The organism is Roseofilum sp. SBFL, from assembly GCF_017746885.1.
GTDB lineage: Bacteria > Cyanobacteriota > Cyanobacteriia > Cyanobacteriales > Desertifilaceae > Roseofilum.
This window is the reverse complement of sequence record NZ_JAGHZH010000164.1, coordinates 42838-60574: the sequence shown is the minus strand read 5'-3', so window position 1 is coordinate 60574 and position 17737 is coordinate 42838. Positions and strand designations below refer to the sequence as shown.

Genomic DNA, 17737 nt, shown 5'->3' with positions numbered 1-17737 from the left:
TATGATTGATATCCTCCTATCCGTAGCTATAAAGTTGATTAATCCTGAACCGTTAAAAAACTGGTTTACTCATTGTTGTTACTGTCCATCATAACAGCGCAAAGCGCTGTATCCGTTAGTCATACGCCATCGGCACGTAATACAGCTGTTTTCGCTGCTATGCGATACATCTCGATCTCCCGAACCTCCCTGCTTCTTAAGCGGGATTTAGAGGGATCTTTTGCGGCTATACCTCATTACCGCGCAAAGTGCCGTAATAGAAACGATTAACAAGGATATTCAATCAATAGATTCTTCTACGTTCTCAAGCTAGTTAAGCCTTATGTTATTTAATTCTTATATTTTTATCTGTGTATTTTTGCCAGTAACCCTAATTGGATTTTTTAGTTTCACTAAGTACCGCAAAACCTATGTAGCCAAAGTCTGGTTAGCGCTGGCTTCCCTAGTTTTTTATGCTTACTGGAATCCAGTATATCTTCCTCTCCTACTGATTTCTATTGTCTTTAACTATACTATCGGCAAGTCGATTAGTAACGCAGAAACCAGAAGCCTAGCAGCTAAACTATTACTTTGGGTAGGAATTAGTATTAACCTGGCTTTAATAGGATATTATAAATATACTGGGTTTTTAGTTAGCTCAGTCAATGAGTTATTGAATAGGGATTTTCTAGTCCCGCAAATGGTGCTTCCACTCGCCATTTCATTCTACACATTTACTCAGATTGCCTACTTAGTTGACGCTTATCTAGGACAAACCAAAGAAGCTAACTATGATCTTCTCACCTATAGCTTGTTTGTTTCCTTCTTTCCGCAATTAATTGCTGGGCCAATTCTGCGTCACGATCAACTCATTCCTCAATTTAGCCAGCGGCGAAAATTCATTTTTTCTCACAAGAATATAGCTTATGGGTTAACCTTATTTAGCTTAGGTTTATCTAAAAAAGTATTAATTGGTGACAGCTTATCTCCTTGGGTTGCTATAGTGTTTGATAATGCCAGTGATGTTACCTTTATCGAAGCCTGGATCGGCGTGCTGGCTTATACCTTCCAACTGTATTTCGACTTTTCTGGCTACTCCGATATGGCGATCGGTTTGGGCATGATGTTTAATATTAGTTTGCCCATCAATTTTAATTCGCCGTATAAATCGACCTCAATCACTGATTTCTGGCGACGATGGCATATGACCTTATCTAACTTTTTGCGTGATTATCTATATATTCCGTTAGGAGGAAGTCGCAAGGGAGAAAGTCGTCGTTATTCTAACTTGTTAATCACAATGTTGTTAGGTGGACTGTGGCATGGAGCAGGTTGGACATTTGTTTTTTGGGGAGGAATGCATGGAGCTTATTTAGCAATTAATCACTGGTGGCGTAAGCATGGATTTTCTCTACATTGGTTCCTGGGATGGATGATTACATTCAATGCTGTACTCTTTAGTTGGGTGTTTTTCCGAGCGCACAGCTTAAGTGATGGTATTGATCTTGTACAAACCATGCTAGGAATGAATGGTATTATTTTACCAGGTAATCCGGAAGGAAAATTATCAGTCCTTACTCAGTTTGGTATTCAGCTAAAGCCGGGGCCAGAATTTGCCTATTTAGTACCAACCGTAGAAGATAGAAGCTTGATTGTAGTTGCCTTATTTGGATTGACCTTAGCCGTTACTTGTTTACCAAATACACAGGAGATAATGCAGAAATTTAAACCCAATTGGTGGTGGGCATTAATAGTAGGAACTTTAGCAGCTTATTGCTTGTTATCTCTGTACAAAGTTTCTGAATTTATTTACTATCAATTTTAGGAGAGAATGAAGTAATGAAACCCTCGTATACTCAGTTTAATAAACTGTTTTTAATAACAGCTTCTGCTATTATTTTAGGGATTAGTGGTTCTAATTTTCTAGTCGATCCTTATGGAATCATGAATACTCCAAAAATTGATCGATTTAATAAACTTAAGCCAACGAAGGGAAATCATACAAGGTTGTTTAAGGCAGTTGATGTCATTCGCCTCAAGCCGAAAAACATTTTTTTAGGAACATCTCGAGCCAATCTGGGGTTAGATCCGAGGCATTCAGCGTTCTCGAATGATGGTCGTGAAATGAGCTATAATCTAGGGCTACAGGATGCGAATTTGTATGAAATATTACGTTATTTTGAACATGCAATTACTAATCAAACAGATGTTAAGAATGTAGTGATTGGTATTGATTATATCTCGTTTGATGAGTGGTCGAGACCCAAGGCAGATTTTGATGAAACCTTACTGGAAACGCAAAAGATATCCGGTCAAATAGTGATGAGTATTTTGTTTTCTTTAGATGCGTTTACATCCAGTTATGAAACACTGATAGAAAATTTATTTGAAGGTGAGACTAATTCTGAGTTTATTAATGGGATGAGGGTTATTAATGTTAACCAGTTTCCTTGGACTCTGGGATATTTCACCAATGGTTTTTCTAATTCCTATCATGAGTATAAACTATCACAAAAAAGATTGGCGGATCTACAAAAAATTGTTGAAATCTGCAAGCAAAAGGGAATTAATTTACAGTTATTTGTCTCGCCAGTTCATGCAAGTCAATTGGAAGCTATTCGTGCGACCGGAACTTGGGATAAGTTTGAGCAATGGAAGCGAGAAGTTGCGAAAATATCACCATTTTGGGATTTTTCGGGCTATAACAGCATAACTACAGAAGCGATCGCTGAAGAAATGGTGTATTTTCAAGATAGTTCCCACTATCGCCCAGAAGTGGGCAATTTAGTGCTGAATCGGATATTTCGTTATGAGCTAGATAAAGTCCCCGATGATTTTGGTGTTCTGGTGACTTCAGAGACGATTGAATCTCATCTGGAACAAGTGAGAAGAGACCGTGAAGCTTGGGCAAAAAAACACCAAGAACTTATTGATATTGTAGAAGAAATGATGCAAGTTCAGGAATAAAATCACCGTTTTAGCAGCGCTCGTAATCTGCTTCTAATCCTTACTTTGCGTTTGAAACGAGTCCAAGAGTTCTCGTTATTAGCTTTAGCAATACCCTGGTAAACTAAGGCTTTATGAGGAGTGACTTCAATGCTATCTGGATAAGTGAGAACTTGGAAATTATCGGGAGGCTCGGCAATGGGAATAGCTTGATTTCCACAATGAGTTCCGCTCCCATCCCGACCAATATTATCGACGAGAGAGTATCTGGGAAATAAGGTTAGTCCTTGTTGCATAAATACACTCAGATACCAGATAATACCCCAGGCATCTATTTTTCCCGCGATTAAGTCTTCGAGCAGTTCAAAGTAATAATAGGAGTTGTGCAGATCGAATTGATAGCGGAGTTGCCGATTTTTTTTCAGGAGATCGTAACCAGTCAGCTTAGGATCGAGATATTGCCATGCTCGTTGCCAAGTTGCCCAACCCCATGTAGTTATAGAAGGTAAGAAAAAGCTATCAGTATCACAAGAAAAATCAGCCGGAAACATATGACCGGAAATTTGCATCACCCGTTCTTCATTTTGGTAGCGTTCTAAGGCGTGATTCATGTATTCCAAAAATTGGGGATGTAGCAGTAAATCATCTTCTAAAACGATGACTTTGCCGTACTGATTGCTCAGTTCAGTTACTCCAGCAATAATAGATTTCGCTAGACCAATATTTTTTTCTCTTTCAAGAATTTCAACTTCGCCGCACCACTGTTGACTTTTGACCACTGCTCTGGCTTCCATCACCCGATCGCGATCGCTAGGAGATTTAATTCCATCACAGAATATATACAGCTTGCTCTCTTGAGCTAAATGGCATTGAGCTAGGGATGAGAGCGCTCTGAGGGTATGTTCCGGGCGTTTATAAGCAAAAAAGGCGATCGGTGCTAAATCCATATCAACGAGTCCTTAGATTCTGGAGCAAGTAACCAGCGACTACAGCCACATTATAATCTTTCCCAACAGCGATCGCACTTAGTGATTCCATGAAACTCATCGTTTCCATAAATTTTCTAAGATTAATGCTTTAGTCATCAACCGACCAATTTGTTGGAATCTGGGATAAGTAATGTACACTAAATAATCAGCACATCCATAGGAAATTACAGTAGCAATTGCCGCACCAACTTCTTGATATCTGGGAATGAGAACTAGATTAAGTAATATGTTAATCACAGCACCACAGGACGTGCTAACTAATGCAAGATGAGTCAGACCTTCTGTAACAATCCAAACTGATTTAGCAATACCTAACGATACAAAAACCGTAGCCCATATATGAATAGCTAATACCGAGCCAGAAGCGGCGTAATTGGGCCCGTACATGAGGGTAATCATTGGCTTTGCTAAGAATACCATAGGAATAGCGATCGCATAGGAAATACCTGTCATCATCGTCAACAGCTTTTGCCACCTCTGCTCATACAATGATATCGAGATACCTTTAGCTTCGATAAGGGCTGGTGATGCTGACGAAACCAGAGCTGTGGGAATAAAATACCACAGCTCAGAAATCTTTGTAGCAACAGAATAAATGCCCACACTCTCATCTCCAAAGATTTGCCCCAACATAATCGCATCAATCCGTAAATAGATGATAACAGCGATGCCAGAAAACATTAATGGTAGACCATTTTTCAGTAACCTCTTACCCCAAGATAGACTCATACGCCAAGCAGCGATCGCATTTCCTTTGAATTGATAGAGGATTAATAGTCCAATTGCTCCTAAGACAATCTCTCCCAAAGAATTCCACGCAAAGAAAATTACTGGTGCCTGTAAAGATATGAGTAAAATTTTCACTCCATTAGCACATAAATAGGCAGAATTTTTACTCCAAACCGTATATTTAGATTCAACTTGTGATTGAAACCAAAGATCTATAGTGTAGAATACTTGGAAACACATTCTCAAACCGACAACTGCAACTAGAACATGAGTCAACTTATCGTCAGGGCGTATCCAGGATATAATCATAATTTCTAACAGATATGCCAAGATACTGCTTACTAACTTAATGGCAAAAGCAGTACCAAGAATCCGATTCTTCTCAGATGGATATTGCACCAAATCCCGGACAACTACTTTATCTAAGCCTAGAGTAGCTAGGGGGGCAAACAAACTGGTAAAGGCTAGTGCATAACTCAATAGTCCAAATTTCTGTGGACCTAAATAACGAGCGACCCAAACACCAATTAATAGGCCTAAACACATTTGCAACAATTTTTCTGAAGCCAACCAACTAGCATTGCCAATCATTTGCCGTAATTTCGGACTTAAATTTTGAGTTAATTGACTAATTTTATTGAACATTTATTTGTAAATATTTGTCTTCAGATACTGCAACAATATTTAGCTTAAACAAAGCTAATAACTATTATTCTTTTTCTGGACATTTTTCGTCATGTCTAAACTCAACCGAGTTATTGTAACCACAAACCAAAACCAAGTAGGATTAACTCCCAATAAACCTGTTTCTGTCAAGTTAGTCAGCAAAGTAAAAGTCAAGACAATTATTGGGATTCCTGCTTCCGGCATTTTATCTTTACTTAAATAGCTTACAGCTTTAGCCAAAGTATTGACAAAAGCAAAGATGTATAACGTCATTCCCAACCATCCTAAATCCGTTGCAATATCCAGAAAACCATTGTGGGAATGAGGAGGAATCCAACCATTGGGATTAATGACATTGCCTGCTGGGTTTTCTGCTGTACTTTTCCAACTTTGCCAATATCCCCCTACTCCATAGCCTAATATGGGTTTTTCGTTAATTGCATCGATGACTAGCGGCCAAAATAAGGTTCTTCCCGTAAGTGTCAAATCTTTATTGAGAGTATCAACGACAATATATTCTAAATTCTCTACCACAACAATCATTATGCTTGTACTAACGATCAAAAAGAGTACAATTGAAGTAAATGCCCATTTTGGAGATAACTTTTTTACAAAATTCAAATATAGTGTCAAAAACATCATGCATACGAATAAGACTTTACTAGCACCACTTTCGCCTCCGTCCATTGCATACAAAGATAGTAGTGCAATCACAAATGATTGCTTTCGATATTTGGGATTATAAATACCATAAATTAGCCACATTACCATGGTAAATGACATGGCAAAAGCGAATATATTTTTATGTTTCATAATTCCTTGCCATGCTCCAGTTTTGGAATTAATCCCTACTGAAGGAACAACATTGGCATAATAGATACTAGGCAACAAAACTGCAAGGTTTACCCAACGCATGAAACCATATAGTTGTGGCCAAGAGTATTGCTTACCGATATAAACTGCTGCGATTGCTGTTTCTAAATAAACTAGACTATTTTTCAAGGTGTGAACAAAATCATTTGACCAAAATGCAGAAAACCCAATCATTAGACAGAGAATAGACAAAAAAGGAGCTGTAGCTAAAAGAACTGCAAATACATCTCCAATATTTCTTAAGGTCGATCGAAATCGAGACCAGGATAAAAATAAAACAACTCCATAGATTGCTAACTGGAGGAATACGGTCATCATTCCTACTTTTCTATCCGCTAATATTTTAGGAGTTAATTTATCAAAGGGCAAGATAGATACATCAGTCAGTGCAAATATAAAACCACCAATGACCAATTTTTCAAACCATTCTGAATTTTTTTTACTCTTGTTGACATAATGAAAAAAAACAGCTACATAGATCAGCCCTGTGGCTAATACCATGAGTGCAATTAATGGATTAGCGAGTAGTGATTTTATAACTTCTTTCATTTTTCAATATTGGAACCGAAATATGGCAAGTCACTCATAGCGAATATTTGATATTATTTACATGGAAAATATTAGGACTAGAATATAGTAGAGATTATATTAGGCTATTATTGAGATCAATTATAAACTGAGGGAGAACGACTATGGGTACTTGTACAAGAAACTTTCAGTTTTGTCGCCCCCTGTTTGCTTTGGGGATCGGATGTGGATTAATCATTCCCCTCATCTTACCAGCAGTTGCCCAACAGACCGGTACACAACGGAACTGGCCGATCCAGGAATCTTCTGAGGAAAGAAATAGTCCTATATCAACAGAAAATTCATCGATCGCCACCGATAATGCTTATGTTCTAGTTGGTGGCGATCGCATCCAAATCGATATCTTAGAACTCCCCGAATATAGCGGCGACTACCAAATCCCAGTTGATGGCCTGATCGAACTTCCTCTGATTGGTTCAATACGCCTTGGACGCTTAACCTTAGCTCAAGCTAGGGAAGTCCTAGTTCAGGCATACAGTGATGTGCTGAGATATCCAGCGATCGCGATTCGATTGGTCTCTCCTAGTCCATTGAGCGTAGTCGTTGCTGGAGAAGTTACCAATCCCGGTGCTTTCACAGTGAGTCTCATTGGTGGAGAAGGTGGTAATCCAGGAATCCAATACCCTACCGTGATCGAGGTGCTTAAAGAAGCAGGCGGAATAACTCTAGCAGCAGATATCAGTCAAATTAAGATTACCCGCACCATTTGGCAAAATAACCAGCAGCAGGAAATAACCTTCTATGTTGATCTGCAACAGTTGATTCAAGGCAATCCCTCCACCACAGATATAACTATACGAAGTGGAGATAAAATCTTCGTACCCACTCAGTTTCAAGTTAACTTGAGACAACTATGGCAACTTGCGAGAGTTGATTTCTCAGCCGATCGCAATCAGAGGCAGTCTATTGTTGTTGTCGGCGAAGTTCATAACCCAGGTTCTTACCATATTACCTTAGCCATACCGGGTAGCCCAGTGATTAGCTTGCCTACGATTTCCTCAGCAATTCAGGAAGCAGGAGGAATTAAACCCTTAGCAGACCTCCGTAATATTAAGCTACGTCGCCAGACTCAAACGGGTTCTGAGCTAATTATTCCCCTAGACTTTTGGGAGTTGCTGCATAATGGAGATATTACTCAAGATACCATTGTTCAAAGTGGAGACTCAATCATTATTCCTAGAGTAGCGGAAATATCGAATGCAGAAGCGGCTCAATTAGCAGAAGTCAACTTTGCACGGGAGTCAATTACAGTCAGTGTGATTGGAGAAGTGAGATCGCCCGGCTCCCTTGATGTGCCCTCTAACACTTCTCTCAATCAAGTATTGCTGCGTGCCGGTGGTTTTAATGGAAGCCGAGCCAAAACTAGTCGAGTACAACTCCTGCGCTTAAATTCCAATGGAACAGTCGTCAGTCGCCAAATTTCGATCAATCTTAATCAAGATATCAATGAACAAACTAATCCATTCCTACAAGACAACGATATTGTTGTGGTCAGTCGTTCTGGGATAGCCCGCTTTTCTGATACACTCGAGCTAGCGCTCTCTCCTGCCAATCGCCTTTTTTCATTATGGAGTATCCCACTACGCACTCTTGAGGTTCTCGCTAGAATTGGCGTTATTCAACAAGAATCCAACTAAATTAGCAATAATTAATCGGCAATTTATCGATTATGACGAACTCGAAAAAACAACCTACATCCTATTCAGAAAATGGGCGCAGTGAAATAGAAATCATCAATGGTGTATCAACTTTTACTGCTGATGAGTTTCCCGAAGAACAAACCATCGATCTCGCTTGGTTGTTATCAGTATTGCGTCGTCGGGTGTGGATTATGGCCACCGCAATTTTCATATTAAGCCTATTATCTGGAGGAAGCATTATCTGGGTGGCTCGTCAAACTGTACCCTCCTATGAGGGTTGGTTGCAACTGTTGCTCGAACCAGTAACGGCAGAAGGTCGTTCAGCTCGACTTTTATTGCTAGGTGAATCAGGTGGAGATACCGACTTAGCTGATATTACAGGTAAGCTTCGCATTGAAAGCACTGATTTGGTTGATTATGAAACGATGATTAGGGTACTGAAAAGCCCGAAAGTGATGGAGCCTTTAATTGAGGAATTACAACAGGAGTACCCTGAAATCAATTACAATAACTTACAGTCGAAACTCGTTCTTAGTCGCAGAAGTTATGAAAAAGATGGGAAGCAAGAAGGAACTAAAATCATGTTAGTTCGATATGAAGATAGTGATACTGATAAAATTTTATTTGTCTTAGATAAGGTTAGCGAAGCATTTTTACAATATTCTTTAGATGAACGAATTGATGCTCTACAAAAGGGGGTTGATTTTATCGATGAACAGTTGCCTGAACTGAGACAAAGAGTGGACTATTATCAGTTGCAATTGCAAGATATTCGCCAAAAATATGGGATAAACTTTCCTAATATAGAAGCTGGTAATTTGTCAGAACAATTACTATTAATTAAAAAGAGAAAATTGGAATATCAAGCAGAATTAGAGGGTAAAAAGCGTTTTCATGAAACATTTAAAAGACAAATTGAGAGGGGTAACCCGATTAGTGTTTTGACCTTTAAGGATCAAGCTTATAAATCTATATTAGAAGATTATCAGAAAATCGAAGTGGAACTTTCACTTAAACTCAGTCAATTTAGAGAAGATAGTATTCCTATACAAATCTTACGAGAGCAACAAGAAAGAGTAATGAACACTGTACAGGATATTGCTCAAGTAGAATTGGAGACAGCAAGTAGCGAAATTGAAGTTTTAGAATCCCGAATTAAAGCTTTAGAAGAATCTCAGAAAGAAGTGGATCGCAAAATAAAAATTTTTCCAGATATTCTCCGACAGTATTCGGAAATAGAAGCCTCTCTAGAAATCAAAAAAAATACGCTTAAAGAATTCTTAGAAAAGCGAGAGACGCTTAGATTAAACGCTTCTCAAAGAGATTTTCCTTGGTCAATTATTTCTCCCCCTAAACTCTTGAGATACTCGAATGGACAATTAAGACCTACATCTCAGGTAAGTACCAGAAAGCAACTGGCCCTAGCTTTAATCTTGAGTATGTTACTGGGAGTTGCAATTGGATTAGTTATAGAAATTTTAGATCCAGTATTCCATAGCCCTGATGAGATAAAAATTGATACAAAAACAAAAATTCTTGGAGTTATTCCTACTGATCGTCAAATGAAAGAGAGTCAGAAAAAACGACGGCGATTTTATAACCTATTTGTCAACTCTAAATATGGCGATCGCCAGTGGTATCAACCAGAATATAGTGCTCTATTCGTAGAGTCTTTCCGTTCTTTGTATACCAATATTAACTTACTCGGTTCTAAAAATCACCCAATTCGATCGCTTATCGTCAGTTCCGCTAGTCCTGAAGATGGCAAATCTACCGTTGCGCTCAATCTCGCTCAAACCGCTGCTGCCATTGGTAAACGAGTTTTGCTAGTTGATGCCAACCTACGTTCTCCTCAACTCCATCTATCCCTGGGCCTACAGAACAAACAGGGTCTCAGTGATACTGTGGTGAACTACCTGAGCCTCAATGAAGTCATCCAAGCCTCCCCTATCGAAGACAACCTATTGTTCCTCAGCGCCGGTCAAATTTCTCCCGATCCGATTAAACTTCTCTCCTCCCAGAAAATGCAATACCTGATGGGACAATTGCAGGGATTCTTCGATCTCGTCATCTACGATACTCCTGCATTAGTGGGATTAGCCGATCCCTACATCCTTACCGATTATACTGATGGTATGATACTCGTCGTTCGAGTTGGAAAAACTGAGCGTTCTGCGATCTCCCAAGCCCTAGAAGAACTAAGAACGTCTAAAACTAACATCCTTGGTATTGTAGCGAATGATGTGCAGGATAGTATCTCAAAAACCTCCAGAGTTCATCATCAACATTACTATTCTTCTCCTTACTCTACACGATTAGATGAAGATATAACCAGGTTATAATCACTTTTGAGTAGACAATAAAAAGGCTCAATGGCATCAGTCATCAACCGTTGAGCCTTATAATTTAGTTCAAATTAGCATTGACTCCAAAGGAGCTAATCGATTAGCTACGATGCTTGCGAAGCCCTAAAGCACTTGCCGCAGCTAAGAATCCTAAACCAAGGACAGCAGAAGGTTCGGGGACATCCTGAGCGATCGCTTCTTCAAATCCTTGGAACCGGAAGGTTACTCCGTCACCCGTGTTGTTGGCAAAATCGCGTCCTACTGAGAGAGTGATCGAGTTAACATCGAAGAGAGTAAAGCTGTGCAAGCTAGAATCGCCCAATCCGCTAGAAACTAGATACTCATTTCCAAGTGCCTGACCGTTCACGTGAGTTATACCAGTTGTCCTCCAGCTTTCTACATCGAAGAAATCAATCGTCAGCTTGTCAATAGTTTCGGTGAAGTTGAACTTGAAGTCGCCAACTTCTGTTTGTCCCTGTTCTTCATTGGGAGCAGCAGCACGGAACCAGTATCCTGTGGTGTTGGTTCCTAGGTCGCTCTCGCCAAAGCTAACCGTTTCTGTGCCATTGGTGTACTCGTTAGCAGTTCCCATCCAATCCAAGAACAAGCGGCTGCGCTGAGGAGTTCCGGGATTTTCAGCATCATCCCATGCTAGGCTCTCTACACTTCCAATATATCCAACTGGCATATCCAGGCATTCTTCAATACACCCAAAACCGGTTTCAAACTCACCTTCAACACCGTTGAAAGGATTGGCAGAGGCTGAGGGAGCGAACATTCCTGCAACTAGGCTGGACGCTATTGCTCCAGCTGCTACTGTACTAACTCTTTTGGTGATTTGAGATAGGGATTGAGAGGTCATAATTGTGTCTCCTAGAACGGTGTGAGTTGTGAGTTGATTAAGTTTGTATACTCTATTTCTTTGCTTTTCTCCACGATAGTCCCCTGGTATATGTCTTCGCATCAGAGAGATTGAGGATTTTTGATTTGAAGTTCCCATGTAGAAGTCGATTGGTTTCTGAGTGTGCTTAAGTAGTGATTTGGGAAAAATACTGAGGTGAGAGGTGGATCTCCCTATATCGCTTGGAATTATCCGTATAAATGAGGAGAGAATAATCAATAGACAGACGAGAACAAGCCATTAGGAACCCAGTCATGGCCATGAGGAGGCTGGGAAGATACGGAAAGTTATGGGATAAGTCTTAAAGGATGATTACTACTGGTGAATAATGGCTCGAACTCTATAGATGGGGCGGTTTTGAGATTCATGGTAGGTTCGCATAAGAAGTTCTCCAACTAGACCAAAGCAAAATAGCTGTATTCCAGTCAAGAGAAGAACTACGACTAAAATCAGTAGGGGACGGCCGCCTATTTCTTCGCCAAAACCCAACTTGAGAATCGTGAGGTAGATCCCCAATAGACATCCGACAAACATGGAGAGTAGGCCCATGGAGCCAAAGATATGCATGGGCCGGGTGAGAAATTTCTTCATAAACCAAACGGTTAGGAGATCCATTAAGACTCGGAAGGTGCGCCCTAGGCCATATTTGCTTTTGCCGTACTGCCGAGCATAGTGGCGTACGGGAATTTCGGTGATTCTGGCTCCTTCGATAAAGGCTAAAGCGGGTAAAAAGCGGTGGAGTTCTCCATAGAGGTTCATATCGGCGACGACTTCAGCGCGATAGGCTTTTAGGGAGCATCCGTAGTCATGGAGTTGGACTCCTGTGACTTTGCCGATGATCCAGTTGGCAATTTTGGAGGGTAGGAGCCGAGTGAGTGCATCATCTTGGCGTTGTTTGCGCCAACCACTGACGAGATCGTATCCTTCTTCAATAGTTTCTAGGAGGAGGGGAATGTCGGCGGGGTCATTTTGAAGATCGGCATCGAGGGTAATGAAAATATTTCCTTGGGCATATTGAAATCCAGCAGCCATTGCTGGGGTTTGACCATAATTTCTCCGTAGAATAACGGCTTTAAGATGAGGGGTTTTCTGAGCGAGTTCGGTTAAGAGTTCTGTGGAGCCGTCGCTGGAGCCATCATCTACACAAATGAGTTCGTAGGTGCGTTGGGTTTGGGGGAGTATTTTGGCGATCGCCTCTACCAATAGCGGCAAGCTTTCTATTTCGTTATAAATGGGAGCGATCACGGAAATTTCGGGCTTAGGAGCGGTTTCAACGGTGGGCAGAGTTGGGGAAGCATTCATAGGATTAGGGGTTCTTGAGACTAAACTGTTGATAAAGCCAGGCGAGTAGAGCGCCGATCGCCTCTGCTAATACACTAATAACCCGATATAAAGCTACTCCACTGAGAATGATAGCAGGTGGATAGACTCCATCCAAGAGGGCGATCACCGTGGCTTCAAAGACTCCCAGTCCTCCGGGTGCGCCAGGAATCACTAAACCGAGTAACCAGGCGAAACTAAAGGCACTTAAGAGTTGGGGAACTTGCGCCATTTCTATCGTCGATAACGCTGCCAGGGCAAATAAAAATCCTAGTCCTCGAATCAACAAAAAGCCCATTTCACCGAGTAAGGGTTTTAAAGGATAGCGTTTTAACTGCGTTGAGCTTCGATCCTGAGCTGCTAGCTTTCCTTTAGCTTTCTTTTTAGAGAGAAAAATAAGAATGGGGTTTAAGATCCGAGGATGAACTCCAATCAAGACAATAACTAAAATCACGCTTTGCACTAGTCCTCGACTTTGGGGACTCGCACCTGTGGCTAGGATTAGGGCTGAAGCTGCCATCAGTAAGGGTTCCATTAGGGTGCTGAGGATGGCGATCGCCCCTGGAACACCCACACTTTGAGCGGCTCGAATGCGACCATAGAAATGCCAGACATTACCGGGCAAATATTTACCAATATTGGTGATCAAATAGGTTTGAATGCTCCAAACGGCTTTAACGGGTTGGTTAAACTCGGCTAAAATCCAACCCCAAATCCAACCTGACCAAATATGAGCAGCGATCGTAATCAGAAGGGCGATCGTCAAACTCATCCATTCCCACCCACTGATGCGGATCGCTAGCACCTCCTGCCAATGATCTTTGAAGGCTTTGGCCAGAAAAAACAACGCCAGCCCCACAATAAACCATCGTAGGTAAGGTTTCAGAGTTGAGACTAAGCGTTCAAGAAAACGTTTCATATTATCTAACTTAAACCAGATTTAAACGCCATAACCAATTGAGATCAGTCCGACGATTTTTGCTTTCACTGACTGGCTCTAAATTTAATTCATAAACTGACTGAATTTGTTGAATCATTTCTTTAGAAGGATCGTAGAGAAAGAGTTCTTCATATCCTTGGGGAATTTTGATCGAACTCTCGTCTATTAACCATACTTTTATGTTCGGATCTAGTCTATAGCTAAGAGACCCTAAATGCATGGCTGTATAACTTCTAGTCATCAGCAGAGCATTCGGACTCCTATTGACCATAGCCGTCACTTCTAAACTATGAGAATCGGGGCGTTTATTCCACCAATCTTGAGATTGAGAACTTAAGCCACAAGATACAATACCCAGCATAAAGCATACGAGAGTAATCAATTTCCATGGGTTAACTGGATATCGCTTTCGGGAATTAATCTGAACTGAGAAAAGATAGGCGACTGCTATTTGCATTCCTAGAGATGAGGGAATAAGATAGCGTTGAAGATTCGATCTCGTAGATCCAAAAATTAAATCGGGGATTGCCAGAATCAACCAAGGAATAAACACAATCGTAATTACAAATAAAAACGTTTTTCTATCTGTGGTTTTCTGAGTAAAGTACAAAGCATAAATAACTAGAACAACGATACTTAGTAGAAGGGGAAGAGATAATTTCATAGTCAGAGATGGCGTAGCTGAACTCCAGCCAAAGTCAACAAACTGCCTAGCGGTATTTACAAGCCAACTTTCTAGATACACACTTAGGGGTGGTTTCCCAGATTGAGATTGCAAAATGTTCGCTTGCAAAATATCTGTATTTTGAATAGTTTCAATTGTATTTAACCTTTTTTGTAAAACACTAATTAACTTCTGGATAATCACCACAATCCAGGGAATAAAAGCAACCCAGCCCATGATATTAGCTATAATATAGTGCTTGACTATTTTAGTCCATCTAAATCTCTCTAACCACAAGCAATAAATCCCATGTGAAAATAATACTAGAACAAACAGAAGATGAGTATACAATCCAAACACAATACTCACTGCATAAATATTCCAACTGAACCCATTCTGTTTGATTGAGGCAGAGGATGAATTTTGTAAGCGTATAGCTTTTAATAGAGCAGCACTAGAGAATAAAATTACCACTGCAAATAAACTATATTGTCTGGCTTCTTGTGCATATAATACTTGAAAGGGAGAAATGGCGAGTAAACCCATTGCTATCCATGCAGTTAGGGGAGATTTAAACAACTCCAGACACAACCAATAAACACCAGGGAATACCAATAAGCTGATCCATGCTGATAAGCTACGGGTTACGGCAACTGAACTACCAAACCATTCACGCCAAAAGCGAAGTATCACAAAATATAAAGGGGCATGTTCAGCATTATTCTCTAGAGCTTGAACAACATCTGAAAAAGGGCGATCGGGACTAGGGTGATAATAGCCTTGAATATCTTGTATGGTAAGAATTTGGTTTTTAGGGATAACTTCAGCTAACTCAGGTGCTGAATAGCCTGAAACTCTAAGAGCAGTGAAAGTTTCATCCAGCCAATATATTTTGTAGTCGAGATTATAAAATCGAAAAAACACGCCTACTATTAGAAGGATTGTAATTCCTAATTTAATCTTGTTTTTCATAAATGATTAATTTACAATCTTACTAGAATAGTTTTATAATAGTGGTAATATCCCTAAACTGGCAAGCTACTGCTCCAAATGTTATGAATTGTAAAACAATTGCTGTCTTGCTGACTTGCCATAATCGGAAAGACAAAACTTTAGAGAGCTTAGGCTCACTATTTCCTCAAGATTTGTCATCTGATTTTTCTCTAGTTGTCTATTTAATCAATGATGGAAGTACGGATGGCACTTCAGAGGCGATCGCTGCGACTTATCCACAAGTGAAGATCTTTAAAGGAAATGGTAGCCTATTTTGGAATGGAGGGATGCGACTGGCCTTTACCGAAGCGATGAAAGACAAGCCCGATTATTATCTCTGGCTCAATGATGATACCGTACTATATCCCTCAGCGCTAGAAACCCTATTGACCACTCATCAACAATTAGCAGCTCAACAGCAAGAAAAGGCAATCGTTACTGGTTCTACTCAAGACCCTGAAAGCCAAGAATGGACCTATGGAGGTTATCGACAACTAGGCTGGTTTTATCCTCCCTTCAAATGCAAAAAAGTCGTTCCTCAATCAGAGCCACAACCATGCGATTTAATGTGTGGTAACTTTGTCCTCATTCCAAAAAGTGTAGTTGAGGCAGTCGGTAATCTCGATCCTCACTTAACCCATTATGCTGGAGACTGGGATTATGGCTTACGGGCGAAACAAAAGGGGTGTAGCATCTGGGTAGCTCCTGGATACCAAGGAACTTGCGCTCGCAACCCCAAACCTGCTCCTGGAAGCACTCCTAACTGGGAACAAGGATTAAAAAATATTAATCGACCCAAAGGATTGGCTCTAGAGAGTGTTACACTACAGCCCTGGGAAGAATGGAAACTGTTAATGAAACGCCATGGGGGAATTCTGTGGCCGATTTACTCAGTTCTACCCTATCGCAGATTCTTATTGTCTTCTGTTTTTAAATTGAGCAAAAAATAATTGATTAGGACTGCTCTGAGCAATGCAAGCAATCGTGTAAATGCTTAAAATTAGGGCTATTATGAGTCAAAGAGTTGCTTTTCTTACCCACTTTATCGCCCCCTACCGGCTACCTCTGTATCAGTCTCTTGCCGCCCAGTTACAGGACTTGAAAATTTTTGTTTCTACTCCCATGGAACCCAATCGTCCTTGGCAGTCAAACTGGGGAGATCTAACGGTTCAAGTGCAACGAAAATTTACGTTGATTCGCACTTGGAATCACCCCCAAGGGTTCGCAGAAACTTTATATGTTCATGTCCCCTATGATACGTTTTGGGTGCTGGGAAGCTACCAGCCAAATATTGTCATTTCCCACGAGCTGGGAATGCGAACGCTGCAAGCAGCTCTGTATTGCAAATGGAGAAAAAAAACCAAGTTTATTATCTGGGCTAAATGTTCTGAGTCTACTGAACAAGGCCGGGGTAAACTGCGGGAAATGTTGCGCCGTTGGCTGATCCCTCAAGCAGATGGTATTGTAGTAAATGGTGATAGTGGAGCCAGATATATTCGCCGATTTGGTATTCCTTTAGAAAAAATTTTTCGAGCTTTTCAATCTACAGATACTTCTAATTTTTCGGGTGTTCGACTGGAAAAAAGCCAGAAAGAAGCCTATCGACTTTTATTTGTGGGTCAGTTAATTGAACGTAAAAATATGCAACGGTTTCTGGGAGAATTGATAAAATGGACAGAAAATCATCCAGAGCGATCGCTGGAATTTTGGTTAGTCGGAGATGGCAGTGAGCGATCGCCTCTAGAAACCCAACCCGTACCCGAAAACCTACATCTCAAATTCTTCGGTAACATAGCTTATGACCAACTGCCAGAGCTTTATGCCCAAGCCGGTATGTTTGTTTTTCCTACCTTAGCTGATGAATGGGGGCAAGTGGTAAATGAAGCCATGGCCTCTGGACTTCCCATTCTAGGCAGTTTGGGATCTCAAGCCGTCGAAGAATTATGTACCGAAGGAAAAACGGGTTGGGTATTTCAACCGGATCGCCCCTCAGAAATCTATCAGGCCATCGACCGAGCACTCTCTACTTCCCCAGAAACTTTAGAGCAGATGCGAATACAATCTCGAAAAAGAATTGAGAGTATGACTCCAGAATTTGTGGCTTCAAAATTTGTAGAAGCCATAAACTCAATCATGGCCAAATAAACCCATTACATAGATTCCC

At 40.7% G+C, this 17737-nt stretch carries 13 protein-coding genes; 6 read left to right on the top strand and 7 right to left on the bottom strand.

Annotation, left to right across the window (positions count from 1 at the left end; genetic code table 11):
- The first annotated feature begins 322 nt into the window (after positions 1-322).
- Together J7545_RS17675 and J7545_RS17670 are read left to right on the top strand one after the other, a co-directional pair.
- Positions 323-1804, top strand: a complete 1482-nt coding sequence (locus tag J7545_RS17675; protein ID WP_318699233.1) for an MBOAT family protein — start codon at positions 323-325, stop codon at positions 1802-1804.
- 14 nt (positions 1805-1818) lie between these two features.
- Entirely contained in the window at positions 1819-2946 is a 1128-nt protein-coding gene (locus tag J7545_RS17670) for a hypothetical protein (protein ID WP_318699234.1), read from the top strand.
- A 2-nt stretch (positions 2947-2948) separates the two neighbouring features.
- Here the strand turns inward: J7545_RS17670 and J7545_RS17665 are convergent, their stop codons facing one another.
- From J7545_RS17665 to J7545_RS17655, 3 genes are all read right to left on the bottom strand, one after another.
- Positions 2949-3872, bottom strand: coding sequence for a hypothetical protein (locus J7545_RS17665; protein ID WP_318699235.1), 924 nt, complete (start codon positions 3870-3872; stop codon positions 2949-2951).
- Positions 3873-3968: 96 nt separating this feature from the next.
- The gene (locus tag J7545_RS17660; protein ID WP_318699236.1) at positions 3969-5288 is read right to left on the bottom strand and encodes a flippase; all 1320 of its coding nucleotides are present in this window, start codon (positions 5286-5288) and stop codon (positions 3969-3971) included.
- Positions 5289-5342: 54 nt separating this feature from the next.
- Positions 5343-6731 (bottom strand): O-antigen ligase family protein, encoded by a 1389-nt coding sequence (locus tag J7545_RS17655; protein ID WP_318699237.1) that lies wholly within the window; start codon positions 6729-6731, stop codon positions 5343-5345.
- A 143-nt stretch (positions 6732-6874) separates the two neighbouring features.
- On the opposite strand from J7545_RS17655, the gene J7545_RS17650 reads away from it, so the two are divergent.
- Both J7545_RS17650 and J7545_RS17645 read left to right on the top strand, forming a co-directional pair.
- A complete protein-coding gene (locus J7545_RS17650; RefSeq protein ID WP_318699238.1) occupies positions 6875-8407 on the top strand; it encodes an SLBB domain-containing protein in 1533 nt (510 codons plus the stop codon).
- 32 nt (positions 8408-8439) lie between these two features.
- On the top strand, positions 8440-10752 hold the full coding sequence (locus tag J7545_RS17645) for a polysaccharide biosynthesis tyrosine autokinase (protein WP_318699239.1): 2313 nt from the start codon (positions 8440-8442) through the stop codon (positions 10750-10752).
- 103 nt (positions 10753-10855) lie between these two features.
- Here J7545_RS17645 and J7545_RS17640 read toward each other — a convergent pair whose 3' ends face one another.
- The 4 genes from J7545_RS17640 to J7545_RS17625 form a co-directional block, all read right to left on the bottom strand.
- Positions 10856-11617 (bottom strand): LEVG family PEP-CTERM protein, encoded by a 762-nt coding sequence (locus tag J7545_RS17640; protein WP_318699240.1) that lies wholly within the window; start codon positions 11615-11617, stop codon positions 10856-10858.
- 354 nt (positions 11618-11971) lie between these two features.
- Positions 11972-12958 carry a glycosyltransferase family 2 protein gene (locus tag J7545_RS17635; RefSeq protein ID WP_318699241.1) on the bottom strand — a complete coding sequence of 329 codons (987 nt, stop codon included), beginning with the start codon at positions 12956-12958 and terminating at the stop codon, positions 11972-11974.
- Between the two features lie 4 nt (positions 12959-12962).
- Positions 12963-13895 (bottom strand): hypothetical protein, encoded by a 933-nt coding sequence (locus J7545_RS17630; RefSeq protein WP_318699242.1) that lies wholly within the window; start codon positions 13893-13895, stop codon positions 12963-12965.
- Positions 13896-13905: 10 nt separating this feature from the next.
- Complete coding sequence (locus J7545_RS17625; RefSeq protein ID WP_318699243.1) at positions 13906-15552, bottom strand: glycosyltransferase family 39 protein; 1647 nt, start codon at positions 15550-15552, stop codon at positions 13906-13908.
- 83 nt (positions 15553-15635) lie between these two features.
- Here J7545_RS17625 and J7545_RS17620 point away from each other — a divergent pair, with 83 nt between their 5' ends.
- Together J7545_RS17620 and J7545_RS17615 are read left to right on the top strand one after the other, a co-directional pair.
- Positions 15636-16523, top strand: a complete 888-nt coding sequence (locus J7545_RS17620; RefSeq protein ID WP_318699244.1) for a glycosyltransferase family 2 protein — start codon at positions 15636-15638, stop codon at positions 16521-16523.
- A gap of 61 nt (positions 16524-16584) precedes the next feature.
- Entirely contained in the window at positions 16585-17718 is a 1134-nt protein-coding gene (locus tag J7545_RS17615) for a glycosyltransferase family 4 protein (protein ID WP_318699245.1), read from the top strand.
- Positions 17719-17737 lie beyond the last annotated feature (19 nt).

Excerpts from the sequence above, each read along its gene's own strand:
- J7545_RS17665 (WP_318699235.1), bottom strand. The coding sequence starts at position 3,872 with ATGGATTTAGCACCGATCGCCTTTTTTGCTTATAAACGCCCGGAACAT.
- J7545_RS17625 (WP_318699243.1), bottom strand. The coding sequence starts at position 15,552 with ATGAAAAACAAGATTAAATTAGGAATTACAATCCTTCTAATAGTAGGC.
- J7545_RS17675 (WP_318699233.1), top strand. The coding sequence starts at position 323 with ATGTTATTTAATTCTTATATTTTTATCTGTGTATTTTTGCCAGTAACC.
- J7545_RS17620 (WP_318699244.1), top strand. The coding sequence starts at position 15,636 with ATGAATTGTAAAACAATTGCTGTCTTGCTGACTTGCCATAATCGGAAA.
- J7545_RS17615 (WP_318699245.1), top strand. The coding sequence starts at position 16,585 with ATGAGTCAAAGAGTTGCTTTTCTTACCCACTTTATCGCCCCCTACCGG.
- J7545_RS17670 (WP_318699234.1), top strand. The coding sequence starts at position 1,819 with ATGAAACCCTCGTATACTCAGTTTAATAAACTGTTTTTAATAACAGCT.
- J7545_RS17645 (WP_318699239.1), top strand. The coding sequence starts at position 8,440 with ATGACGAACTCGAAAAAACAACCTACATCCTATTCAGAAAATGGGCGC.
- J7545_RS17640 (WP_318699240.1), bottom strand. The coding sequence starts at position 11,617 with ATGACCTCTCAATCCCTATCTCAAATCACCAAAAGAGTTAGTACAGTA.
- J7545_RS17650 (WP_318699238.1), top strand. The coding sequence starts at position 6,875 with ATGGGTACTTGTACAAGAAACTTTCAGTTTTGTCGCCCCCTGTTTGCT.
- J7545_RS17635 (WP_318699241.1), bottom strand. The coding sequence starts at position 12,958 with ATGAATGCTTCCCCAACTCTGCCCACCGTTGAAACCGCTCCTAAGCCC.
- J7545_RS17630 (WP_318699242.1), bottom strand. The coding sequence starts at position 13,895 with ATGAAACGTTTTCTTGAACGCTTAGTCTCAACTCTGAAACCTTACCTA.
- J7545_RS17655 (WP_318699237.1), bottom strand. The coding sequence starts at position 6,731 with ATGAAAGAAGTTATAAAATCACTACTCGCTAATCCATTAATTGCACTC.
- J7545_RS17660 (WP_318699236.1), bottom strand. The coding sequence starts at position 5,288 with ATGTTCAATAAAATTAGTCAATTAACTCAAAATTTAAGTCCGAAATTA.